The sequence below is a fragment of the Microbacterium sp. IO18 genome (assembly GCF_049099505.1).
In the GTDB taxonomy this organism is placed as follows: domain Bacteria; phylum Actinomycetota; class Actinomycetes; order Actinomycetales; family Microbacteriaceae; genus Microbacterium; species Microbacterium aurugineum.
The window spans coordinates 1,941,387-1,964,573 of sequence record NZ_JBMJAF010000001.1 but is presented as its reverse complement, the minus strand read 5'-3'; the positions used below and the strand labels follow the sequence as shown (position 1 = coordinate 1,964,573).

Genomic DNA, 23,187 nt, shown 5'->3' with positions numbered 1-23,187 from the left:
CGTAGGCCGTGTAAACGGCTAAGTCAACAGAAAGTAGAAACACATGGCCACTGGCACTGTGAAATGGTTCAACGCGGAAAAGGGCTTCGGCTTCATCGCTCCCGATGACGGCTCGGACGACCTCTTCGCCCACTACTCGGCTATCGCCGGCTCCGGTTTCAAGGAGCTCCGCGAGAACCAGAAGGTCGAATTCGACGCTGAGCGTGGCCCCAAGGGCATGCAGGCGGCGAACATCCGCGCTCTCTGAGCGCGCGCTGACTTCCTGAAGCCGGTCGGATCCTCACGGATCCGGCCGGTTTTTTTCGTACCCACGGCGCCTTCGAAATCGCGCGAATGGCTCTATCCGGGCCCAAAGAGACGATCAGTTGCGCCATTCGAAATCCGGAGCGGAGGTGAGGTCACCCTAACCTCCGTGTTAGATTAGGCGAGGCTTACCAATGCCGGGCGCGGTCTGCGCCACACTCCCACCCCGAATCGAAGGGAACGCCTGTGCGCACCTCCCGTCTCCTCGCCCTCGGCGCAGCCGCCGCGCTCGCCGTCGGCCTCTCCGCCTGCGCCTCGTCCGCACCGGAGTCGACGTCCTCCGCCGGGGGCAACCCCGCCTCCGACGACGCCTTCCCCGTCACGATCGAGCACGTCTACGGCGAGACCACGATCACCGAGAAGCCGGAGCGGGTCGCGACCGTCGCCTGGGCGAACCACGAGGTGCCGCTGGCCCTCGGCATCGTGCCGGTCGGGATGAGCAAGGTCACCTGGGGGGACGACGACGACAACGGCGTGCTGCCGTGGGTCGAGGAGAAGCTCGAGGAGATGGGGGCCGAGACACCGGTCCTGTTCGACGAGACCGACGGCATCGACTACGAAGCCGTGGCCGACACCGAGCCCGACGTGATCCTCGCCTCGTACTCCGGCATGACGCAGGAGGAGTACGACACCCTCTCCAAGATCGCGCCGGTCGTCGCCTACCCGGACGTCGCCTGGGGCACCTCGGTGGATGAGATGGTCGAGATGAACTCGAAAGCTCTCGGGCTCGAGGACGAAGGCAAGGCCCTGATCGAAGAGCTGCATGCCGAGTCCGAAGCCGCCCTCGACGAGCACAGCGTCCTGAAGGACAAGAAGGTCCTCTTCGCGTACTTCGACCCGAGCGACCTCAGCACGATCGGCTTCTACACCGCGGCGGACACGCGACCCGGATTCCTGCACAGCCTCGGTCTCCCCTTCCCGTCGATCGTCGAGGAGAACAAGGACACCGAGCTGTTCAACCTCGAGGTGAGCGCCGAGGAGGCGCAGAAGTTCGACGATGTGGATCTGTTCGTGACCTACGGTGACGACTCGACCGTCGCTGCTCTGCAGGCCGATCCGCTGCTGTCGAAGATCCCGGCCATCGCCGAGGGGCGCATCGCGATCCTGCCCAATGCCACGCCGATCGCGGCGTCCGCCAACCCGTCGCCGCTGTCGATCCCGTGGGGACTCGGCGACTACTTCGCGATCCTGGCCGGCCCGCTGGCGTCGTAGTCGTTCGATCCGCTCCCGCGGAATGAGCATTCAGTGACCTCAGCGACCGTCCTCGCGCCGGGTGCCGCAGACCTGCGGCGCCCGGCGCTGGCGCGAACCCTGTGGCTCCTCCTCGGGGTGGTCGTGCTCCTGGTGCTCAGCGTCATGTCGATCGCCTTCGGCGTGCGCGCGGTCTCGTTCGACGACATCGTCGCCGCCCTCACCGGTCACACCGACACGATCGCCGAGGCCGCGATCGTCAAGCGCATCCCCCGTACGGTCCTCGCGCTCCTCGTCGGCGCGGCACTCGCGCTATCCGGAGCCACCATGCAGGCGGTCACGCGGAACCCCATCGCCGACCCCGGCATCCTCGGTGTCTCGAACGGCGCCTCGCTCGCCGTGGTGTGCGGCATCGCGTTCTTCGGTCTCGCCGACCCCTACGGGCAGATGACCTTCGCGATCGTGGGCGCCGGTGCCGCCGCCGTCTTCGTGTACACCGTCGGATCCCTCGGGCGCGGAGGCGCGACGCCGCTCAAGCTCGCGCTCGCCGGGGCCGCCACCTCGGCGGCCTTCGCCTCGCTGATCAGCGCGATCATGCTGCCGCGCGTCGACCTGATGCAGACGTTCCAGTCGTGGCAGATCGGCGGTGTCGGTGGGGCGGAGTGGCCGCGGATCGCGATCACCGCTCCCGTCCTCGCGCTCGGCGCCCTCATCTGCTTCCTGAGCGCGCGCGGCATGAACTCGCTCGCCCTCGGCGACGACATGGCGAAGGGACTCGGCGAACATGTGCTCCGCACCCGCATGATCTCGGCGCTGGGTGCGGTGATCCTCGCGGGTGCCGCGACCGCGATCGCCGGACCTATCGGGTTCGTCGGCCTCGTGATCCCGCACATGTGCCGGCTCCTGGTCGGCACCGACCACCGGTGGCTGCTCCCGTTCTCGGCCATCGCCGGTGCCGCACTCCTGACGGCGAGCGACATCGTCGGTCGCGTGATCGCTCCCTCCTCCGAGGAGATCCAGGTGGGCATCATCACCGCCATCATCGGCGCCCCGTTCTTCATCTGGATCGTCCGTCGGCAGAAGGTGCGTGAGCTGTGACCACGACCGAGCACACGGAACACACCCTCGCCCGCGACGAGGAGTCCGCATCCGCGCGGATCGCCCGGATCGTCGCAGGGCGTCGCTCGCGCCACCGTCGCCACGCGACGGCCACGATCGTCCTCGGAGTCCTGGTCTTCGCCCTCTTCGCGATCGCTCTGATGGTGGGCAACACGTTCTACACACCGGACGAGGTGATCCGCGTGATCCTCGGTGAGAGCGTGCCCGGCGCCTCCTTCACCGTCGGCGACCTGCGACTGCCGCGGGCGGTGCTCGCCGTCCTCACCGGGATCGCGTTCGGCATGGCGGGCGTCTGCTTCCAGACGATGCTGCGCAATCCGCTCGCCTCGCCCGACATCATCGGCATCTCGAACGGTGCCGGCGCCGCGGCCGTGTTCGGCATCATCGTGCTGTCGGTCAACGGCCCGGTCGTCTCCGCGCTCGCGCTCGCCGGCGCGGTGCTCACGGCCCTGGCGATCTATCTGCTCTCGATCAAGGGCGGCTTCGCCGGCACCCGCTTGATCCTGATCGGCATCGGCGTCGCGGCGATGCTGCAGAGCGTCATCTCGTACCTGCTCTCCCGTGCGGCGAACTGGGACATCCAGACCGCGATGCAGTGGCTGACGGGAAGCCTGAACAACGCGTCCTGGGAGCGGGTGCTGCCGATGGCGATCGCCGCGGTGATCATCGTGCCGCTGATGCTGTCGCAGGGTCGCGCGCTGGGGACTCTCCGGCTCGGTGACGACTCCGCCGCCGGACTCGGTGTCCGCGTCGACGCCACACGCCTGCTGCTCATCCTCGGCGCGGTCGCGCTGCTCGCGTTCGCGACCGCGGCCACCGGCCCCATCGCCTTCGTCGCGTTCATGGCGGGACCCATCGCCGCCCGCATCACCGGGCCCGGGGCGAACCTGCTCCTGCCGTCGGCCTTCGTCGGCGCCGTGCTCGTGCTCGCCGGCGACCTGATCGGCCAGTTCGCCTTCGGCACCCGCTACCCCGTCGGCGTCATCACCGGCGTGGTCGGCGCGCCGTACCTGATCTATCTGCTCATCCGCACCAACCGCTCCGGGGGTTCGCTATGACCGTCTCGCACAGCTTGTCGGCCGAGGGGGTGACGCTCGCGTACGGCGACCGCACCGTCATCGACGGGCTCGACCTGCAGATCGCTCCCGGACGCATCACTGCGATCGTCGGCGCGAACGGCTGCGGCAAGTCGACGCTGCTGCGCTCGTTGGCCCGCCTGCTCTCGCCGACCGAGGGGCAGATCGTGCTCGACGGCGCCTCGGTGCACTCGCGTCCGACCAAGGAGGTCGCGCGGATCCTCGGTCTCCTGCCGCAATCGCCCATCGCGCCCGAGGGGATCGCGGTCGCCGACCTGGTCGGTCGAGGGCGACACCCGCACCAGAAGATGCTCGCGCGGTGGAGCGCGCACGATTACGAGGTCGTGGCGGACGCGCTCGATGCGACCGGCATCTCCGATCTCGCCGACCGCAGCGTGGACGAGCTCTCGGGCGGACAGCGGCAGCGCGTCTGGATCGCGATGGCTCTCGCGCAGGAGACGGACATCCTGCTGCTCGACGAGCCGACCACGTTCCTGGACGTCGCGCACCAGGTCGAGGTGCTGGACCTGCTGACCGACCTGAGCGTGTCACGCGGCACGACCATCGTCATGGTGCTGCACGACCTCAACCTCGCCGCCCGCTACGCCGACGAACTGGTCGCCATGAAGGACGGCAGGGTGCATGCAGCGGGAGCCCCGCACGAGGTCGTCACCGCCGACCTCGTCGAAGAGGTCTTCGGCCTCGCCAATCAGATCACCATCGACCCGGTCTCCGGTACGCCGATGGTCACACCCATCGGGAGGCATCATGTCCGCTGAGACGACCACGACCGAGCGTCCGACTTACATCCTCACCCGCGCCGAGGTGCGCGCCGTGGTCCGGGTCTCGCCCTCGTTCGTGCGGGTGACCTTCGGCGGGGACGACCTGTACGAGTTCGGGACCCCGGGCGAGGTGTTCGACAGCCGCATCAAGCTGGTCTTCCCGCCGGCATCCGGGGTGCTGCCCGAGCTCGACCGCGCGTCGGACAACTGGTGGCAGGCGTTCCTGGCGGTGCCGGAAGAGGAGCGCGGCTCGATGCGCACCTACTCGGTGCGGGACCTCCGGGTCGACGACGAGACCGGGACCGAGGTCGACGTCGACTTCGTGCTGCACCTCGAGCCGGGTCTGACCGGCCCCGCGTCGCTGTGGGCGGACCAGGCCGCGGTCGGGCAGGAGCTGTACCTCGTCGGACCGCGTCGCGGCCTCGGCGTCGATATGCACGGCGGTGCCGAGTTCCACCCCGGACGTGCCCCTTCGGTCGTGCTCGCGGGGGATGAGACGGCGGCCCCGGCGATCGCCCGCATCCTGGAGGACGCCCCTCGCGGGCTGCGCGGTGTCGCGTTCATCGAGGTGCCGACTCCGGCCGACGTGCTGCGCATCGATGCACCGACCGGTGTCGAGGTGCACTGGCTGCCGCGCGACGCCGGTGAGCCGCACGGCCTGCACCTGATCCCTGCGGTCCTCGGCTACCTCGGCGACGCCGACGCCTCGGACGAGATCCGCGTGAAGGACATCGACGGCGAGGACCTGCTGTGGGAGACGCCGGCGTACTCCGGCCTCGGTGAGGAGATCGCCGCCGCTGATGCCCCGGCTGAGCGCTACTTCTGGATCGCGGGGGAGAGCGGCGTGGTCACCACCCTGCGCCGACACCTCGTGAAGGACCTCGGCATCGACCGCGGGCAGGTGGCCTTCATGGGCTACTGGCGCCGCGGTGTCGCGATGCGGGGCTGACATGATGACGCAGACCCACGCCCTGCAGGGCGAATCCCTCGTGCTCGGATACGGTCGTGCCCGGGTGGTGCACGATGTCTCGCTGCGCCTCGCCCCCGGAAGGGTGACGGCTCTCATCGGCCCCAACGGCAGCGGCAAGTCGACCGTCCTGCGCGCGCTCGCCCGCCTGCACCGCATCGAGGCGGGGAGTGTGCGCATCGGCGGTGACGAGACGCGCGACGCCGCGGCCCTCTCGGCGAAGGAGTTCGCGAAGACTGTCGCGATGCTCTCACAATCGCGGCCGCATCCCTCCGGCATCGAGGTCTCCGACGTCGTGGCGTACGGCCGTCACCCGCACCGGGGTCGCTTCTCCGGTGTCAGCGACGCCGACCGCACCGCCGTCGCGCGGGCGCTCGAGCTGACCGGACTCACCGGCATGGCTGCCCGCCCCGTCGACCAGCTCTCAGGCGGCGAAATGCAGCGCGTGTGGCTGGCGACCGCGCTGGCGCAGGAGACCGGCGTGCTGCTGCTCGACGAGCCGACGAACCACCTCGACCTGCGCTATCAGGTGGAGACGCTCGACCTGGTGCGCGAGCTCGCCGACGACCACGGCACCGCCCTCGGTGTCGTGCTGCACGACCTCGACCACGCGGCATCCGTCGCCGACGACGTCGTGCTGCTGCACGCGGGGCGAGTGCACGCGGCCGGCACTCCCGCCGAGGTGCTGACCGGCGAGAACCTCTCCGCCGTCTACGGCCTGCGCATCGACACCGAGATCGATGAGGAGACCGGCCTCGTGCGGGTGCTCCCGCGAGGTCGGCACCACCGCCGGCACCGCACCCCCGCGGCATCCTGAACCCCCTCACACCTCCCGGAGGAAGAACCGAATGAAGAAGAAGTCCCTCGCCCTGATCGCCCTCGGTGGCGTGCTCGTGATGGCCCTCGCCGGCTGTGGCACGACCCAGGCTCCCACCGCCGCCGACCCCGACGCCTCGGGCTCGACGAGTGCGGGCTGCGGCGACGACACCACCGCGACTTCGACCGGTGCCGTCTCCGTCACGGACGACCTCGGTCGCACGGTCGAGCTCGACAAGCCCGCCGAGCGGATCGCGGTGCTGGAGTGGCAGCAGATCGAGGATGCGCTGTCGCTGTGCATCACGCCGGTCGCGGTCGCCGACGCCGAGGGCTACAGCACGTGGGTCACCGCGGAAGAGCTCCCGGAGGGCGTGACCGACGTCGGCACCCGGCAGGAGCCGAACCTGGAGACGCTGTTCGGCACCGAGCCCGACCTCGTGATCGTCGAGGTCAGCGCCGCGGACGACCCCATCGTCTCCCAGCTCGAGGCCTACGACGTGCCGGTGCTCGCGACCGTCGGTGCGGATGCCGCCGACCCCATCGCGAAGATGCTCGGGACGCTCGACCTCATCGCCCAGGTGACCGGACGCGAGGAGCGCGCTGCGGTGGTCGCCGACGAGTTCCAGGAGCACCTCGACGCGGCCTCGGCCGAACTCGCCGATCTGGATGTGCCCACGAAGGAGTTCGTGTTCTTCGACGGCTGGGTCGACGGCGGCAACGTCGCTCTGCGCCCGTTCGGCCAGGGCTCGCTTGTGGGTGAGATCGGCGAGAAGCTCGGTCTCGAGAACGCGTGGACCGGCGAGGTCGACCCCACCTACGGCCTCGGACAGACCGATGTCGAAGGCATGACCACGGTCGGCGACGCCAACCTGTTCTACACGGGCACGGAGGACCCCGAGTCGGAGAGCTTCATCGACGCTCTGCAGGGCAACCCGGCCTGGACCTCGCTGCCCGCCGTCGCCGATGACCGCCTCACCGCGTTCCCTGCCGGGATCTGGACGTTCGGCGGACCGCGCTCGACCCAGCAGATCATCGACGGCTACGTCGAGGTGCTCTCGAAGTGACGGGAGCCCTTCGCCTCGACGACGCGGCGGCGATGACGAAGCCGGCGCATCCGGCGCCCGTCGTCGCGCCCGACGAGGCGGAGGGACGCCGACCGCACGCTCTGCTCACGGGCATCGGGGCTCTCGTGGCCCTCGCCGTGGTGCTCTTCGCGGTGGCCTGCTGGCATCTCACCCAGGGCACGAGCGGTGCCGTGTTCGCCGACCCGGACGTGCTGTGGGGCTCGCGGGTGCCGCGCCTGGCCGCGGGCATCGCCGTGGGCGTGGCGCTGGGCGTGGCGGGCATCCTCCTCCAGTCGCTCGCTCGCAACGCCCTGGCCTCGCCGGACACCCTGGGCGTGACAGCCGGCTCGTACCTCGCGGTCACGGCGCTCGCGGCGTTCGGCATCGCGGTGCCGGTGTGGGCGTCGGGCGCCGTCGCGTTCGCCGGCGGCCTCTTCGCCGCGGGGATCGTGCTCGGACTCGCAGGCGGTGCGGGCTCGTCCACCACGCGGCTGATCCTCGCCGGGACTGCCCTCGCCCTCGCGTTCCAGGCCTGCACCTCGACCCTGCTCATCCTGTTCGACGAGGAGACGAAGGGTCTGCTCGCGTGGGGAAGCGGCAGCCTGTCCCAGCTCGGCCTGACCGCGTTCCTCCAGGCGGCCCCGGTCGTGGTCGTGGTGACCGGGGCGGCGCTGTTGCTGGCACGGCGGCTCGACATCCTGGCGCTCGGCGACGACACGGCATCGTCGCTGGGCGTGCCGATCCGCTCGACGCGGGCCATCGGCATCCTGCTCGCCGTCACGCTCACCGCGGTGTCGGTGACGCTCGCGGGGCCGATGGGTTTCGTCGGACTGTGCGCGCCCGTGCTCGCCCGCCTGCTGTCGCGGGTCGTGCCGAGCCTGAACCGCCACCTGCTCTTGATCCCCGCGGCCGGGTTGCTCGGCGCGATCGTCGTGATCCTCTCGGATGCTCTGCTGCGAGCGATCATCGGGGCCGAGGCGGCGATCCTCATCCCGACCGGAGTCGCGACGACACTCCTCGGAGCGATCGTGCTGGTGCTCATGGCACGGCGTCTGCGCGACGCCGGTCCCACACGGCAGCCTCCGCGGGTGCGGTTCGGAGTGCGCAGCCGGCTGCGGTTCCGCATCGCCCTGGCCGTCGTGGTGCTCGGGGTGGTCGGGGTGCTGCTCCTCGGCCTGCTCGCCGGGCACACATGGCTGCTGACCGGCGACATCGCGCTGTGGCTGCAGGGCGAGGCGCCGCCGGTGATCGCCTTCGCGTTGGACGAACGCGCGCCGCGCATCGTGGCCGCGCTCGTCGCCGGTGGGGCGCTCGCGCTGTCCGGCACCATCATCCAGGGGGTGAGTCGGAACCCGCTGGCCGACCCGAGCATCCTCGGTGTCACGGGCGGTGCCGGACTCGGTGCCGTGCTCGTCATCACGAGCGCCGTCTCGTCCACTGCGGGCATGATCGCGGGCGCCGTCGCCGGGGCGCTGCTCGCCTTCGCCCTCGTCTATCTGCTGTCGTGGCGCGGCGGGTTGAACGCCGACCGGTTCCTGCTGATCGGCATCGGCGTCTCGTACTTCTCGGTGTCGCTCACGACGTTCTTCCTGCTGCGGTCGAACCCCTGGGACACCCCGAAGATCTACACCTGGCTTTCGGGCACGACGTACGGCCGAGCGTGGGATCAGGTGCTGCCCCTCGCGATCGTGCTGGCGATCGCGCTGCCGTTCGTGGTGATGAGCCGTCGCGAGCTCGACGTGCTATCCCTCGATGAGGACACCCCGAGGCTCGTCGGCATCCGCCTCGAGCCCGTGCGTCTGACGCTGCTGGTCGTGGCGGCGGTGCTCGCAGCGCTCAGCGTGACGGCGATCGGCGTGATCGGCTTCGTGGGACTCGTCGCTCCGCACGCGGCACGAGCGCTCGTCGGGGCCACGCACGCCAGGGTGATTCCCGTCGCCGTGCTGCTGGGAGGTCTGTTGGTGGGGGTCGCGGACACGATCGGGCGCACCGTCATCGCCCCCGCGCAACTTCCCGCTGGACTCGTGGTGGCGCTGATCGGAGCCCCGTACTTCGTCTGGCTGCTCTGGCGCTCGCGCGACGCGTAGGCCCGGCTTCGAATCGCGCAAATGGCCCCATTCCCTGACGGGATGAGGCCATATGCGCGATTCGGGCGGGGGTTACTTCTGGAGGAAGTCCTTCAGTGCCGCGTTGACCTCGTCGGCGTGGGTCCAGAGCAGACCGTGCGGGGCTCCCTCGACCTCGACATAGTCGGCATCCGGCACCGCCTGGTGGAAACGGCGCGCCGTCGCGTCGATCGGGAGGATGTTGTCCTTCGTGCCGTGCAGGATCAGTGTGGGCTTGGCGGCGGCGCGCACGGCCTCGACGTCCCCACGGAAGTCCTCGATCCAGGACGAGACGACCGCGTAGGCGGCGACGGGGGCGCTGCCGATCGCGACGTTCCAGCTGCCGGTGACGGCCTGCTCGCTGATGCGCGAGCCCAGGTTCTCGTCGAGGTTGTAGAAGTTCTCGTAGAAGTCGGTGAACCACGCGAAGCGGTCGCCCTTGGCGGCGGCCTCGATGCCGTCGAAGACCTCCTGCGGCACGCCCTCGGGGTTGTCGTCGCGCTGCACGAGGAAGGGCTCGAGCGAGGCGAGGAAGGCGAGCTTCGCGACGCGGTCGTGGCCGTACGTGGCGACGTAGCGCGCGAGCTCTCCGGTGCCCATCGAGAAGCCGACGAGCACGACGTCACGCAGATCGAGGGTTTCGAGCACGGTGTTGAGGTCGGCGGCGAACGTGTCGTAGTCGTAGCCGACGTTGACCTTGGAGGATCCGCCGAAGCCGCGCCGATCGTAGGTGATGACCCGGTAGCCCTGGGCGAGCAGCTCGCGGGTCTGACGCTCCCAGCTGTGTCCGTCGAGCGGATACCCGTGGATCAGGACGACGGGCTGACCCGATCCCTGGTCTTCGTAGTAGAGCTCGATCGGGGTGCTGTTCTCGTTTCCGACGGTGATGTAGCCCATGATCCGGGTCCTTTCGGTTGAGAGGAGAACGGTCGTTCTCGCTCGATGTGTTCAATCTAGAGAACGTTCGTTCTCGTGTCAAGTAGACTTCTGGACATGACCGAAGACGAGGCCCGTGAACGCATCCTCACCGCGGCGGAGGAGCTCTACTACCGCAAGGGATACGCGGCGGTGGGCATGGATGAACTGCGTGCCGCGGCCGGAGTGTCGCTGCGCCGCCTCTATGCGCTGTTCCCCGCGAAGACCGACATCGTCGCCGCTGTCCTCGCCCGCAAGCACGCCCAGTGGGAGTCCGGCCTCTCGGGGGCCGTGACGGATGCCGGCGACGACCCGCGCGCGCGTCTCCTCGCGGTCTATGAATACCTCGAGAACTGGTTCTGCGCCGACGACTTCCGCGGCTGCGCGTTCATCAACGCGTTCGGCGAGCTCGGGGGCACGAACGCCGAGGTCGCGGAGATCGTGCGCACGCACAAGGCATCGTTCCAGGAGTACATGGCGGGCCTGGTCGCCGACACGGGTGCGCCTGCGGCGCTCGCTGCACAGCTGTCGATCCTCGCCGAGGGTGCGCAGAGCACGGCGGCGATCTCGAAGGATCCGTCGGTGGCGGTGCAGGCGCGCGGCGCCGCGGAGGTCCTGATCGATGCGGCATTCGCCCGGGCCTGAGCGGAGCTTTCCCTAACCTGGTTAGCGAAACAGCTCCTCGGTGTCAACCCCGATGCGTGTCGGCTCACCGCGCCGTAGCGTCGTGACCATGGACTCACGTACGAAGGGCATCGGCCGGCAGACCCTGGTCATCGCGTCGGCGACGTTCATGCTGATCGCCGCGACCATCGGAGCGGGGGCGTTCGGCGGTGCATCCGTCGACGACCTGCAGGACGGAGCCCTCTCGGCACAGGGTTCCTACCTCGCTCCGGCAGGACCGGCGTTCTCGATCTGGTCGCTGATCTACCTCGGACTCATCGCCTACACGGTGTGGCAGGCGCTCCCGGCGCAGCGGCAGGATCCCCGTCAGCAGGCGGTCGGTGGATGGATCGCCGTGTCGATGGTGCTGAACGGGCTGTGGCTGGTGACCGCGAGGTACCTGACGCTGTGGCTCACGGTCGTCGTGATCGCGCTGCTGCTCGTCGTGCTCGCCCGCGTGATCGTGGTGCTCGGCCGCTTCCCGGCGCGTACCGTCGCGGATCGCATCCTCACCGACGGCGCGAACGGGCTGCACTTCGGCTGGGTCACGATCGCCACCGTCGCGAACACCGCTGCCTGGCTCACCCAAATCGCTCCGGAGAGCTGGGCCGACGCCGCGGACGCCTGGGCCATCGCCGTGCTCGTGGTCGTCTTGGTGATCGGTGCCGCGGCGGCGTGGGCCACCGGCCGGATCGCTCCCGCCCTCGCGACGGCGTGGGGACTGGCCTGGCTCGCGGTCGGACGACTGACCGGGGAGCCGGAGAGCACCCCGACCGCCATCGCCGCGATCATCGTGGCCGTGCTGCTCGTCGTCACCGGTGTCGTCGCGGTGCTGCGCCGGGCACGCGCCGTCGACAACTCCTCAGAATCGTCGCGCTGAGCGCAGCGTGGGCCGACTTCCGGGTCGGTTCCGGCAGTTCTTGCTGAGTTGTGAACGACGCGCACAACTCAGGAAAACCAGCCGAATCGCCCCGGAAACGGCGATACACCGTCCACCGGTCGCAGGTTCTTCCTGAGTTACGAACGGCGAGCCGGCGCACCCCGGCGCGGGCGACGGCTCAGAGCACGAGTCGGTAGCCCATTCCCGCCTCGGTGAGCAGGTGCACCGGGGCACCCGGCTCCCGTTCGAGCTTCTTGCGCAGTTGCGACATGTACAGCCGCAGATAACCGGAGTCGGAGACCTGCTCGCTGCCCCAGATCTCCTTCAACAGGTCCTGCCGGGTGACCAGGGCTCCTGGGTGCCGCGACAGGTGCTCCAGCATGCGCCACTCGGTCGGGGTCAGGTGCACGCGTGTTCCGGCGCGGGTGACGGTCTTCGTGGCCAGGTCGACGACGACCTCACCGAAGGCCACGACGGATTCGCCGTTCGCGGGGGCCGATCGGCGGGACAGTGCGCGCAACCGGGCGAGGAGTTCATCGACCTGGAACGGCTTCGTGACGAAGTCGTCGGCGCCGGCGTCCAGCGCGTCGACCTTGTCGGCCGAACCGGTGCGTCCGGACACCACGATGATCGGCACGTTCGTCCACCCGCGCAGCGCCTGGATCACCTCGATGCCGTCGAGTCGGGGCATGCCGAGGTCGAGCATGATCAGGTCGGGGTGCGACTGCGCGGCGGCGGCGATCGCAGCGGCACCGTCGGCGGCCACGACGACTTCGTATCCGTGGGCGGCCAGCGTGATCCGCAGCGCCCGCACCATCTGCGGGTCGTCGTCGGCGATGAGGAGCTTCACTCCGTCCCCTCCGTGTCGGGAAGCCCTGCGCCGAGCGGCAGGGAGATGACCATGGTGAGGCCTCCCCCAGGGGTGTCCTCCGGTGTCAGGGTACCGCCCATGCCCTCGGTGAACCCGCGGGACAGGGCGAGTCCGAGTCCGAGTCCCGTCGTGTTGTCGGTGTCACCGAAGCGCTGGAACGGCTGGAAGATGCGGTCGCGCCGCTCGGGAGCGATACCTGCCCCGCGGTCGATCACGCGGATCTCGGCGCGGTCGCCGATCGTGCTGGTCGAGATGATCACGCGGCTGCCGTCCGGGGAGTGACGGTGCGCGTTCGCGAGCACGTTCACCAGTACGCGCTGCAGCAGCACGGGATCGGCGAACACCGGCGGCAGGTCCGGGTCGAGGGCGAGCTCGACGTCTGCCGGCCCCAACCCGAGCTCGTCGACGGCGGCGAGCACGGCGCCGGCGGCATCCATCCGGGACGAGGAGACCGCGAGCACGCCGGCCTGCACGCGACTCACATCGAGCAGGTCGGTGACCAGCGCCGACAGCGTCGCGAGGCTCTCGTCGGCGGTGGCGAGCAGTTCTTCGCGATCGGTCGCCGACAGCCCGTGCGCGCCGCGCAGGCCGCCGATCGCGGCGACCGCCGAGGCCAGCGGTCGCCGCAGGTCATGGCTCACGGCCGACAGCAGAGCGCTGCGCACCTGGTCGGTCTCGGCCAGGGCTTCGGCTTCGCTGGCGGTGGCGCGCAGGTCGGTGTGCTCGATCGCGGCGGAGAGTTGCGCGATGATCGCATCGAGCAGGCGTCGTTCCGGTCCGGCCAGAGGTTCGCCGTTCAACTCCAGCAGCGCCCGGGGTCCACCGCCTGGTCCGACGCCGATCGGCAGGGTCGTGGCGCGGCCGTCGGCCACCGGTTCGCCGTCGCTCGCCAGCACCTCGCCATCGGGGGAGAGCACCCGCACCCCGCTGAGTCCGAACGCCTCGCGGGTGCGGCTGACCAGCGCCAGCACCGCGTTGTCGCCCCGGAGCACATTGCCGGCGACCGCGGCGAGCAACTCGGCCTCGGCGGCGGCGCGCTGAGCCGTGCGGGCTCGTCGTGCGGCCTGGTCGACGATGATGCTGACCAGGATCGCGATGAGGACGTAGAGGGACAGGGCGAGCGCGTGCAGGGGGTGTGCGATCGTGATCGTGAACAGTGGCGCGACGAAGAGGAAGTCGAGCGTGATCCCGGAGAGCACCGCGGCGAACACGGCGGGACGGATGCCGCCGATCAGGGCGACCACGACGACGAGGAGCTGATAGGCGAGCACCTCGGCGGTGATCGATTCGGGGCTGCGGACCGTGAACATGATCCACGACAGGATCGGTCCGAAGACGAGCGCGATCGCGAAGCCCAGGAGCTGTCGGCGCCAGCCGAGCGCCCCGCCGGTGATACGCGGCAGAGCCTGGCGACCACCGGCAGCCGCGTGCGTCACGATGTGCACGTCGATGTCGCCGGAGCGGCGGATGACCTCCGATCCGATGCCGGGGCCGGTGAGCGCGGCGGTGAGTCGACTGCGTCGGCTGACCCCGATCACCAGCTGTGTGGCGTCGGCGGCCTGCGCGAACTCGACCAGTGTGGACGGGATGTCGTCGCCGACCACCTGGTGATAGCTGCCGCCGAGCGACTCCACGAGAAGGCGCTGGGAGGCGAGCGCTCCGGGCGTCTCGTTGCGCAGACCGTCCTGTGCCGAGACATGTACGGCGAGCAGCTCGCCGCCGGCCGAGCGTGCCGCGATCCGTGCCCCGCGCCGGAGCAGGGTCTCGCCCTCCGGGCCGCCGGTGAGGGCGACCACGACACGCTCCCTGGCCTGCCAGTTGCCCTCGATCCCCTGTTCGGCGCGGTAGGTGCGCAGCGCGCTGTCGACCTCGTCGGCGAGCCAGAGCAACGCCAGCTCGCGCAGTGCGGTCAGGTTCCCCAACCGGAAGTAGTTCGACAGGGCGGCGTCGATCCGCTCGGCCGGATAGACTAGCCCGGCGGAGAGCCGATCGCGCAGCGATTGCGGCGCGAGGTCGACGACCTCGATCTCATCCGCGGCCCGGACGACGGCATCCGGGATCGTCTCCCGCTGCGTGATGCCGGTGATCTTCTCGACCACGGCGTTGAGCGACTCGATGTGCTGCACATTGACGGTGGTGACCACGTCGATGCCGGCGTCCAGCAGGTCGTCGACGTCCTGCCAGCGCTTCGGGTGCCGCGAGCCCGGGATGTTCGTGTGGGCGAGTTCGTCGACCAGGGCGATCTCCGGGGCGCGCGCGAGCACGGCCTCGAGGTCGAGTTCGGTCAGGGCGACGCCTCGGTGCTCGTCGACCCGGCGCGGTACTTCCGGCAGCCCGACGGTCTGCGCCTTGGTGGCAGCGCGATCGTGGGTTTCGACGATCGCGATGACGACGTCGTGACCCTCCTCGCGGAGGCGGCGGCCTTCGGCGAGCATCTCGAACGTCTTGCCGACGCCCGGGGCAGCGCCCAGGAGCACGCGGAGGCGTCCGCGTCGCGACTGCTCCGGAGCCGGACGCTGCGTCCGCTCTGCGCCCACTCGCCCTCCCTATCGTCCGACGCGGGATTCAGGTCGGCGACGTTGATGTGCTCCTCGCCGAGGAATCCCCGATCCCGTCCTTGAATCCTAGACTCCACGAGGCAGCGCACCGGGTGCTCCCCTTCGCGCTGAAGTGCCCCTATGCTCACCAGGTGGGCACCAGAGAGTGGCGTATCGGCGCAGGGACGTGGGTCGTCGGCGGGCTCGTCGTCCTCGCCCTCGTCCTCGTGCTGACCGAATACCTCCCGCAGTCGGACGCCGACGCTCTCGGGCAGCGGATCGCACCGGTGCTGGGGTTCGTCGTCGCGATCACCGTCGTCGCCGAGCTCGCCCGCGACGCGGCGGTCTTCGATGTCGTCTCGCAACGGCTCGCCCGCTGGGGGCGCGGACGGGTGCTCCTCCTCTGGGCGCTCGTCGTGGTGCTCGCGGTGGTGAGCACGGTGTTCCTGTCCCTCGACACGACCGCCGTGATCGTCACGCCGGTCGTCATCGTGCTCGCGCAGAGCGTCGGCGTCTCCCCGCTCCCGTTCGCCCTGGCGACCGTGTGGCTGGCGAACACGGCTTCCCTCGCCCTACCGGTGTCGAACCTGACCAACCTGCTCGCCGCACCCGCGATCGGCGACGGTCCCGCGGCGTTCATCGCCCTGAGCTGGGCGCCGACTCTGGTCGGCATCCTGGTGCCCGTCGTGATCCTGACCGTGGTGCACCGGCGCACCGTGTTCGCGGCCTACGAGACGCCGCCGCCCCGGCGCCCCGCCGACCCGATGCTGTTCTGGAGCGCTGCCGGGATCCTCGTCGTGCTGTTGCCGCTGCTGGTCGTCACGCACGATGTGTGGATCCCCGCCACGGCCGCGGCGCTCGCGCTCATCGTGCTGTTCGCGGTGCGGCGGCGCCGGGCGCTGCGGCTCGCGCTCGTGCCGTGGAAGGCGATCGCGCTCGCCGCATCGCTGTTCGTGCTGGTCGAGGCCGCGCACGCGCAGGGCCTCCTCGACTTCCTGACGGCGCAGACCGCGAACGGCGACTCCCCCGGCGACCTGTTCCGGCTGGCCGCGCTCGGGGCCGTGAGCGCCAACGCGATCAACAACCTCCCCGCCTATCTCGTGCTCGAGCCCGTCGCCGCGGATCCGGTCGCCCTGATGGCCCTTCTGATCGGCGTCAACCTCGGCCCGCTGATCACGCCGTGGGCCTCGCTCGCGACGCTGCTGTGGCATCACCGCATCACGGCGCTCGGAGTCACGATCCGCTGGCGCGGGTACATGCTGTGGGGCGTGGTCGCCGCCGTGCCGACCGTGCTGGTGGCCGTTCTCGTCCTGTTCCTCGTCTCGGGCTAGACGCCCCGCTCTGGCGGCCACTCCTCGGCGAGCAGTCCGTAGTTCATGCCGTCGAACCATTCGCCCGAGCGGTGCAGCGCCGTCTTCCGGCTGAACTCCTCGCGGCGCATCCCCAGGCGCTCCATCACACGCCAGGAGGGCTCGTTGTCGGCGAAGCACCCGGCGTGCACGCGGCGCAGCCCCAGTGCGCCGAAGCACACGTCGATCACCGCGCGGATCGCCTCGGTCGCATAGCCGTGGCCGGTGTACGCGGGGTCGAGCACCCAGCCGAGTTCCGCCTCGACGCCCTTCGCCTCGGCCTCGACTTCGGCCTGGGCCCACCCATCGCCGAGTTGCACCATGATGTCGCCGATCGGCGTCGGGGCGGCGCCTTCGTGCGCGGGCAGCAGCTCCACGAGGTACAGCGACGCCAGGCGCTCCGGAGCGAGATACCGTTCACGGAACGCATCCCGCGTGTCGGGCGCGGCCCCGAGCCACCGGTTCACCTCGGGGAGTCGACGCCACTCCCACATCACATCGACGTCGGCGGGCGTGCAGGGGCGCACCTGAAGTCGGTCTGTCCGTGCAGGCCACGGCTCGGCGGTTCGCGTCTCGGTCATCGCTCCACCCTAGATGGCACGTCCTGACTGCCTTCGAATCGCGCAAATGATCCCATCCGGGCGGGAGATCGAACCAAATGCGCGATTCGAAGGCCCCGTCGACGCCCCGCGACTACTCCTGCGGCGGGCCGGCGGGCCGGTGTGCGCGCCGACCGTTGACGACCACGGGGCGCCCCGCGCGCTCCTGACCCGGCAGCGGGCGGGAGCGGCGGCCGTAGATGAGCTCCGACGAGTCGAGCAGCCAGGGCACGAGCGTGATCGACACGCCGTGCACGAGCATCAGCTGGTTGGCGAGGCGGCGCGCCCGACGGTTGTGCAGGAACGACTCCCACCAGTGCCCGACGATGTACTGCGGCAGGTACACGGTCACCACCGAGGAACCGTGCTTCTCGCGGTACTGCTTGATGAACTGTGTCACCGGCTGCGCGAACGACCGGTACGGCGACTCGACGATCACGAGCGGGATCGGCACGAGATGGTCGGCCCACTCCTGCTGCAACTGGGCCGCGTCGTCGGACGCCACGGCCACGTGCACCGCCAGGGTCTTGCCGTGCTTGGCCGCGATCGCGTAGTCGATGGCCTTCACGACGGGCTTCTGCAGCCGGTTGACGAGGACGATCGCGAGGTCGCCGGTCGCCCCGAACTTGGTCGTGTCGTCGATCGCGATCTCGTGTTCGACGTCGCGGTAGTACCGCTTCACGCCCAGCATCAGGAAGGCCAGGACCGGGATCGCGAAGAACACCAGGTAGGCGCCGTGCGTGAACTTGGTGATCGTCACGATGACCAGCACGAGCACGGTCATCGCGGCGCCGGTCGAGTTGATGATGAGTCCGACCTTGGCCGAGCGGCGATCCGATGCCGAGGCCCCGTCGATCCCGGAACCGGCCCTGTTCTCCACCGGCCCCCGGAGCACGCGTCGCCAGTGCCTGACCATGCCGATCTGTCCGAGCGAGAACGAGACGAACACCCCGATGATGTAGAGCTGGATGAGGGTCGTCAGCCGCGCCTGGAACACCACGAGAACGGCGATCGCGGCGATGCCGAGCAGGATCATGCCGTTCGAGAACACCAGGCGGTCACCGCGGGTGTTGAGCGATTTGGGGGCGTATCCGTCACGGGCCAGCACCGCGCCCAGCAGGGGGAAGCCGTTGAACGCGGTGTTCGCGGCGAGCAGCAGCACGCACGCGGTCGCCGCCTGCACGATGAAGAACGCGATGCTGCCGCCGCCGAACGTCGCCGCGGCGATCTGCGCCATCAGGCTCGGCTGGGGGGTCGAGCAGTCGAAGCCGATCAGGTCGCAGGGGTTCTCGGCATAGTGCACCCCGGCGATCAGGGCGAGAGCGGTCAGGCCGGCGAACAGGCAGATGGCGATCGACCCCATCAGCACGAGGGTCGACTGGGCGTTGCGCACCTTGGGAGCCCGGAACGCCGGGACACCGTTCGACACCGCCTCGACGCCGGTGAGGGCGGAGCATCCGCTGGAGAACGCACGGAGGATCAGCAGGATCACCGCGGCCTGACCGAGGTTCTCGGCCTGCACGGAGAAGTCGTGGCTCGAGGCCACCGGCGCATCGCCCAGGAACGTCCGGATCAGCCCGGTCGCGATCATGATGCCGACCGAGCCGATGAACACGTACGTGGGGATGGCGAACACGAGTGACGCCTCACGCACGCCGCGCAGGTTCACGATGATGATGAGGATGACGAAGCCGACCGCGAGCTCGACGCGGAGCGGGTCGAGGCCGGGCGCGGCGGAGATGATGTTGTCGACACCGGAGGCGACCGACACGGCCACGGTCAGCACGTAGTCGACCAGGAGGGCCGCGGCGACGATCACACCGGGGATCTCGCCGAGGTTCTTCGACGCGACCTCGTAGTCGCCGCCGCCAGACGGGTAGGCCTTGATCAGCTGTCGGTAGCTCAGGACGACGACGACGAGCAGCACCACGACCGCGATCGCGACCAGCGGCGTGAAGGAGAGGAACGTCAGTCCACCGATCAGCAGGATCATCACGAGTTCCTGCGGCGCGTAGGCCACCGAGCTCAACGCGTCGGACGCGAAGATCGGCAGTGCCATCCGCTTCGGGAGCAGTTGATCATCGACCTGCTGGCTCGTCAGCGGTTCGCCGATGAGGATGCGCTTGGCGAGCGGCGGAGTGTCCGCGCCCTCCCTGTTTTCGTCTGACACGTCGGGCGACACTACGCCTGCCGATGTCATCCTCCTGCGATCCTCACGGAATCCCTACGGCCGGACGCGCTGTCCTCACGGAATCCTTACGGCCGCCCGGACGGCCGGCACGCGCCCTCGATTGATCGATGATCCACAGCCGTTTCCGATCACGAACGCGTAACGTCGGAAGCATGACGACCGTTCACGTCACCGAGGACACGATCAACCAGGCTCGCGAGCTGCGTGACGAGCTGCAGCGTTTCCTTCGCGAGTACGAGTTCGGGATGCGTGAGGTCGAGACGAAGATCTCCATCCTCCGTGACGAGTTCACGCACGACCATGCGTACAACCCGATCGAGCACGTGAAGAGCCGTCTCAAGTCGCCCGACAGCATCGTCGAGAAGCTCGCCCGCAAGGGGATCGACGAGCCGGACTTCGATCGGATCCGTGCGGAGATCACCGACATCGCGGGTGTGCGGGTCACCTGCAGCTTCGTCGCCGACGTGTACCGCCTGTTCGACCTGCTCACCGCGCAGGACGACATCACCGTGCGCACGGTCAAGGACTACATCGCGCAGCCGAAGGCCAACGGCTACAAGAGCCTGCACGCGATCATCGAGGTGCCGGTGTTCCTGTCGACCGGTGCGTTGTCGGTTCCGGTCGAGGTGCAGTTCCGCACGATAGCGATGGACTTCTGGGCGAGCCTCGAGCACAAGATCTACTACAAGTTCTCGAACCAGGTGCCCTCACACCTCGTCGACAGCCTGTCCGATGCCGCCGATGCCGCCGCCGAGCTCGACAGCCGGATGGAGCGTCTGCACCGGGAGGCGCACGGGGTGCCGCAGCGCCGGCTCGCTCCGCCGCCCCCGCCCGTCGTCCCCGTCTGACCTCCGCCCACGGTCTGACCTCCGCCCGGTCTGGCTCTCCGCCCAGTGTGACTCTCCGCCCGCGGACGTTCACAACTCCGGAAGATCGGAGTGTCAGGCGAACGGCTCGCCCGTCGTGCCGTGCCTGACGTGTTTCTCTCCTGCCGATTTTCCGGAGTTATGAACGGGTCCGCGCGACCTCTTCCGCAGATCGTCAGATCCGATCGCGCCTCCGCTCCGAACAACGGGGGATGACGCCGGCGACCGGTGGAACAGGAGACGATCATGGTGCAACGCCGCAGCGGCAAGAGGTTCTTCGTCTGGGCCGCCCTCGCGGGCCTGATCGGGGGTGGCGTCTTCCTCGCCACGGCGGAGGTGTTCGCGCTTCTGTTCGCGCGCACCGCCAGCCCGATCCTCGCGGTCGGCGGCTTCGTGATCGACATCGTGCCCCAGCCCTTCAAGGAGTTCGCGATCGCCACCTTCGGCGAGTACGACAAGATCGCCCTGCTGGCCGGCCTCGGTCTGGCCGTCCTCATCGCCTCGGCGATCGCCGGGATCCTGCAGTTCGTGCGTCCGCCGCTCGGCGTGATCGCGCTCGTGATCGCGGGCGTGCTCTCGACCGCGGCGATCGTCACCCGCGCGGGCGTCGCGCCCCTCGCGTTCCTGCCCCCGGTCCTCGGCACCGTCGTGGGATCGATCATCCTCGTGCTCCTGTGCCGCCGCCTCCGCGGGTGGAGAGACTCCTTCGCAGGCGCCAGCGAGGACGACCGAGCTATGGCGACCACGGATGATCCCCCGACCGATCTCGCCGAAGGAGAGTCCGCCCGGCCCGGGATCGACCGTCGTCGGTTCTTCCTCCTCGCTGCCGTCGCCGGTGCGTCCGCGCTCGTCGTGGGAATCACCGCCCGCACGGTGAGCATGGCCGTGTCCTCGGTCGAAGCCGTCCGCAGTGCGCTCAAGCTCCCCTCTCCGAAGACCACGGTCACGGTGCCGCAGGGCGCGGAGCTGGACATCCCCGGACTCAGCAAGCTGTTCACCCCGAACAAGGACTTCTACCGGGTCGACACGGCCCTCACGGTTCCCTCGATCGACCCGGACACCTGGCGCCTGGTGATCGACGGCATGGTCGACCAGCGTGTGGAGATGAGCTTCCAGGACATCCTCGACATGGGTCTCGACGAGTATGCGATCACGCTCACGTGCGTGTCGAACGAGGTCGGCGGCGAACTCGTCGGCAACGCGAAGTGGCTGGGCGTGCCGTTGCGCGACGTGCTCAAGAAGGCGGGCGTCAAGTCCGGTGCCGACATGGTGCTCTCGCGCAGCGTCGACGGTTACACGGCGAGCACGCCGCTGTCGGCACTCACCGATGATGACCTCGACGCGATCCTGGCGGTCGGGATGAACGGCGAGCCGCTGCCGCTCGAACACGGTTTCCCCGTGCGGATGGTCGTGCCGGGACTCTACGGCTACGTGTCGGCGACCAAGTGGCTCACCGAACTCAAGGTCACGACGTTCGCCGAGGACGAGGCGTACTGGACACCGCGCGGTTACAGCGCCGAGGCGCCGATCAAGTTCTCCTCCCGCGTCGACACCCCCAAGATCGGCGAGGCGGTGGATGCGGGGAAGATCCCGATCGCAGGCGTCGCCTGGGCGCAGTCGGTCGGCATCGAGCGCGTGGAGGTGAGCATCGACGACGGCGACTGGGTTGCGGCCACGCTGTCGACGCCGATCAACGATGACACCTGGGTGCAGTGGTTCATGGAGTGGGATGCCACCCCGGGGACGCACTACGTCGCCGTGCGCGCCGTGAACAAGAACGGCGACCTGCAGATCCAGGAGCGCGCACCCATCGCGCCGAACGGATCGTCGGGCTGGCAGCGTTCGCTCGTCCGCGTCACCTGATACCGGTGCACGGTCATCGGCGCGGGCCTAGGGTGGGAGCCATGGGCCCGTACCCCGCACTCGTCATCACCGTCTCGGATCGATCGGCCTCCGGAGAGCGCGAGGATCGGGGCGGCCCGATCGCCGTGGGGCTGCTTCGTGACGCCGGGTGGCACTGCCCCGATGCCGAGGTCATCGCCGACGGAGCGGGTTCTGTGGCGGATGCCCTGCGCCGGGCGGTCGCGCGCGGCATCCGGTTGGTCGTGACCACCGGTGGGACGGGCGTCGGACCCCGTGACCTGACGCCGGAGGGGACGCGCCGGGTGATCACCCGTGAGATCCCCGGGATCGCGGAGGAGCTGCGCCGCAGCGGACTCGCCGACACCCCGTTGTCGGTGCTGTCGCGCGGGATCGCGGGCATCGTGGACCCCGACGGCATGCTCGTCGTGAACCTCCCCGGTTCGCCCCGAGCCGTCGCCTCCGGCGTGCCCGTGGTGCTCGGCGTCGCCGCGCACATCCTGGATCAAGTCGAAGGCGGAGACCACTCATGAACGACGTACGCATCGCAGCCGTGTCGGAAGAACTCCTCGATCTCGACGTCCACCTCGCCGCGGTCGAAGATCCGCGCCTGGGAGCGGTGACGACGTTCGTCGGCCGGGTGCGTGACAACGACCCGGATGCGCAGACGCCCGTGGTCGGACTGGAGTACAGCGCGCACCCCGATTCGGAAGCCACGTTGCGGCGGATCGCGGAGGAGGCCGGTGCCGGTGCCGATGCTCCTGCTGTGGTGGCTGTGAGTCATCGCGTCGGACGCCTCGATGTGGGCGATGCCGCGGTGGTGATCGCGGTGGCTTCCGAGCACCGAGCCGAGGCGTTCGAGGTGTGCCGTGCGGTCATCGAGGCGATCAAGAGCGACCTTCCCGTGTGGAAGCGTCAGCTCGAGGTCGACGGCACCACGTCGTGGAAGGGCATCGGCGGCTGAGTCCTGCGCGTCAGCTGCCGTTCTCGACGCGTCACCTGCCGTTCTCGACGCGTCAGCGCCGTTCTCGAC

Annotated in this window: 21 protein-coding genes; 16 read left to right on the top strand and 5 right to left on the bottom strand. The window is 69.4% G+C overall.

The genetic code is table 11. The features are described 5' to 3' along the window. The first annotated feature begins 43 nt into the window (after positions 1-43). The 9 genes from ACLF6J_RS09445 to ACLF6J_RS09405 all read left to right on the top strand — a co-directional run bounded on the left by ACLF6J_RS09445 (position 44) and on the right by ACLF6J_RS09405 (position 9,405). The gene (locus tag ACLF6J_RS09445; RefSeq protein ID WP_017831237.1) at positions 44-247 is read left to right on the top strand and encodes a cold-shock protein; all 204 of its coding nucleotides are present in this window, start codon (positions 44-46) and stop codon (positions 245-247) included. 242 nt (positions 248-489) lie between these two features. Then, complete coding sequence (locus ACLF6J_RS09440) at positions 490-1,515, top strand: iron-siderophore ABC transporter substrate-binding protein (protein WP_047523281.1); 1,026 nt, start codon at positions 490-492, stop codon at positions 1,513-1,515. A 33-nt stretch (positions 1,516-1,548) separates the two neighbouring features. Beyond that, the gene (locus ACLF6J_RS09435; protein ID WP_134352784.1) at positions 1,549-2,592 is read left to right on the top strand and encodes a FecCD family ABC transporter permease; all 1,044 of its coding nucleotides are present in this window, start codon (positions 1,549-1,551) and stop codon (positions 2,590-2,592) included. Continuing rightward, entirely contained in the window at positions 2,589-3,671 is a 1,083-nt protein-coding gene (locus ACLF6J_RS09430; protein WP_052193652.1) for a FecCD family ABC transporter permease, read from the top strand. Before ACLF6J_RS09435 ends, ACLF6J_RS09430 begins: the two co-directional genes overlap by 4 nt. Continuing rightward, on the top strand, positions 3,668-4,468 hold the full coding sequence (locus ACLF6J_RS09425) for an ABC transporter ATP-binding protein (protein ID WP_134352785.1): 801 nt from the start codon (positions 3,668-3,670) through the stop codon (positions 4,466-4,468). Before ACLF6J_RS09430 ends, ACLF6J_RS09425 begins: the two co-directional genes overlap by 4 nt. Continuing rightward, positions 4,458-5,420 (top strand): siderophore-interacting protein, encoded by a 963-nt coding sequence (locus ACLF6J_RS09420; RefSeq protein WP_134352786.1) that lies wholly within the window; start codon positions 4,458-4,460, stop codon positions 5,418-5,420. Before ACLF6J_RS09425 ends, ACLF6J_RS09420 begins: the two co-directional genes overlap by 11 nt. 4 nt (positions 5,421-5,424) lie before the next feature. Beyond that, positions 5,425-6,255, top strand: a complete 831-nt coding sequence (locus ACLF6J_RS09415; protein WP_134353932.1) for an ABC transporter ATP-binding protein — start codon at positions 5,425-5,427, stop codon at positions 6,253-6,255. A gap of 31 nt (positions 6,256-6,286) precedes the next feature. Further along, complete coding sequence (locus ACLF6J_RS09410; RefSeq protein ID WP_134352787.1) at positions 6,287-7,318, top strand: iron-siderophore ABC transporter substrate-binding protein; 1,032 nt, start codon at positions 6,287-6,289, stop codon at positions 7,316-7,318. 32 nt (positions 7,319-7,350) lie between these two features. Continuing rightward, on the top strand, positions 7,351-9,405 hold the full coding sequence (locus ACLF6J_RS09405) for an iron ABC transporter permease (RefSeq protein ID WP_134353933.1): 2,055 nt from the start codon (positions 7,351-7,353) through the stop codon (positions 9,403-9,405). Between the two features lie 72 nt (positions 9,406-9,477). Here the strand turns inward: ACLF6J_RS09405 and ACLF6J_RS09400 are convergent, their stop codons facing one another. Further along, positions 9,478-10,320: an alpha/beta fold hydrolase gene (locus tag ACLF6J_RS09400; RefSeq protein WP_134352788.1), complete on the bottom strand. Its 843-nt coding sequence runs from the start codon at positions 10,318-10,320 to the stop codon at positions 9,478-9,480. Between the two features lie 96 nt (positions 10,321-10,416). On the opposite strand from ACLF6J_RS09400, the gene ACLF6J_RS09395 reads away from it, so the two are divergent. Then, a complete protein-coding gene (locus ACLF6J_RS09395; protein ID WP_134352789.1) occupies positions 10,417-10,983 on the top strand; it encodes a TetR/AcrR family transcriptional regulator in 567 nt (188 codons plus the stop codon). An 88-nt stretch (positions 10,984-11,071) separates the two neighbouring features. Next, entirely contained in the window at positions 11,072-11,881 is an 810-nt protein-coding gene (locus tag ACLF6J_RS09390) for a tryptophan-rich sensory protein (protein WP_134352790.1), read from the top strand. A gap of 178 nt (positions 11,882-12,059) precedes the next feature. Here ACLF6J_RS09390 and ACLF6J_RS09385 read toward each other — a convergent pair whose 3' ends face one another. Then, on the bottom strand, positions 12,060-12,731 hold the full coding sequence (locus ACLF6J_RS09385; RefSeq protein ID WP_131492021.1) for a response regulator: 672 nt from the start codon (positions 12,729-12,731) through the stop codon (positions 12,060-12,062). Then, positions 12,728-15,187, bottom strand: a complete 2,460-nt coding sequence (locus ACLF6J_RS09380) for an ATP-binding protein (RefSeq protein WP_421076893.1) — start codon at positions 15,185-15,187, stop codon at positions 12,728-12,730. The genes ACLF6J_RS09385 and ACLF6J_RS09380 overlap by 4 nt, the downstream gene beginning before the upstream one ends. Positions 15,188-15,441: 254 nt before the next feature. Here ACLF6J_RS09380 and ACLF6J_RS09375 point away from each other — a divergent pair, with 254 nt between their 5' ends. Further along, entirely contained in the window at positions 15,442-16,620 is a 1,179-nt protein-coding gene (locus ACLF6J_RS09375; protein WP_208526503.1) for an SLC13 family permease, read from the top strand. Here ACLF6J_RS09375 and ACLF6J_RS09370 read toward each other — a convergent pair. Together ACLF6J_RS09370 and ACLF6J_RS09365 are read right to left on the bottom strand one after the other, a co-directional pair. After that, positions 16,617-17,219, bottom strand: a complete 603-nt coding sequence (locus tag ACLF6J_RS09370; protein ID WP_134352792.1) for a GNAT family N-acetyltransferase — start codon at positions 17,217-17,219, stop codon at positions 16,617-16,619. The two genes, ACLF6J_RS09375 and ACLF6J_RS09370, sit on opposite strands and share 4 nt — an antisense overlap. 112 nt (positions 17,220-17,331) lie before the next feature. Continuing rightward, a complete protein-coding gene (locus ACLF6J_RS09365) occupies positions 17,332-19,419 on the bottom strand; it encodes an APC family permease (protein WP_134353935.1) in 2,088 nt (695 codons plus the stop codon). A gap of 161 nt (positions 19,420-19,580) precedes the next feature. Between ACLF6J_RS09365 and ACLF6J_RS09360 the strand changes: the two genes are divergently transcribed. From ACLF6J_RS09360 to ACLF6J_RS09345, 4 genes are all read left to right on the top strand, one after another. Continuing rightward, positions 19,581-20,276, top strand: coding sequence for a GTP pyrophosphokinase (locus ACLF6J_RS09360; protein WP_047522937.1), 696 nt, complete (start codon positions 19,581-19,583; stop codon positions 20,274-20,276). Between the two features lie 264 nt (positions 20,277-20,540). Then, positions 20,541-22,157 (top strand): molybdopterin-dependent oxidoreductase, encoded by a 1,617-nt coding sequence (locus ACLF6J_RS09355; RefSeq protein WP_134352793.1) that lies wholly within the window; start codon positions 20,541-20,543, stop codon positions 22,155-22,157. 41 nt (positions 22,158-22,198) lie between these two features. Next, a complete protein-coding gene (locus ACLF6J_RS09350) occupies positions 22,199-22,687 on the top strand; it encodes a MogA/MoaB family molybdenum cofactor biosynthesis protein (RefSeq protein WP_134352794.1) in 489 nt (162 codons plus the stop codon). Beyond that, positions 22,684-23,118 carry a molybdenum cofactor biosynthesis protein MoaE gene (locus tag ACLF6J_RS09345; protein WP_134352795.1) on the top strand — a complete coding sequence of 145 codons (435 nt, stop codon included), beginning with the start codon at positions 22,684-22,686 and terminating at the stop codon, positions 23,116-23,118. Before ACLF6J_RS09350 ends, ACLF6J_RS09345 begins: the two co-directional genes overlap by 4 nt. Positions 23,119-23,187: the final 69 nt, after the last annotated feature.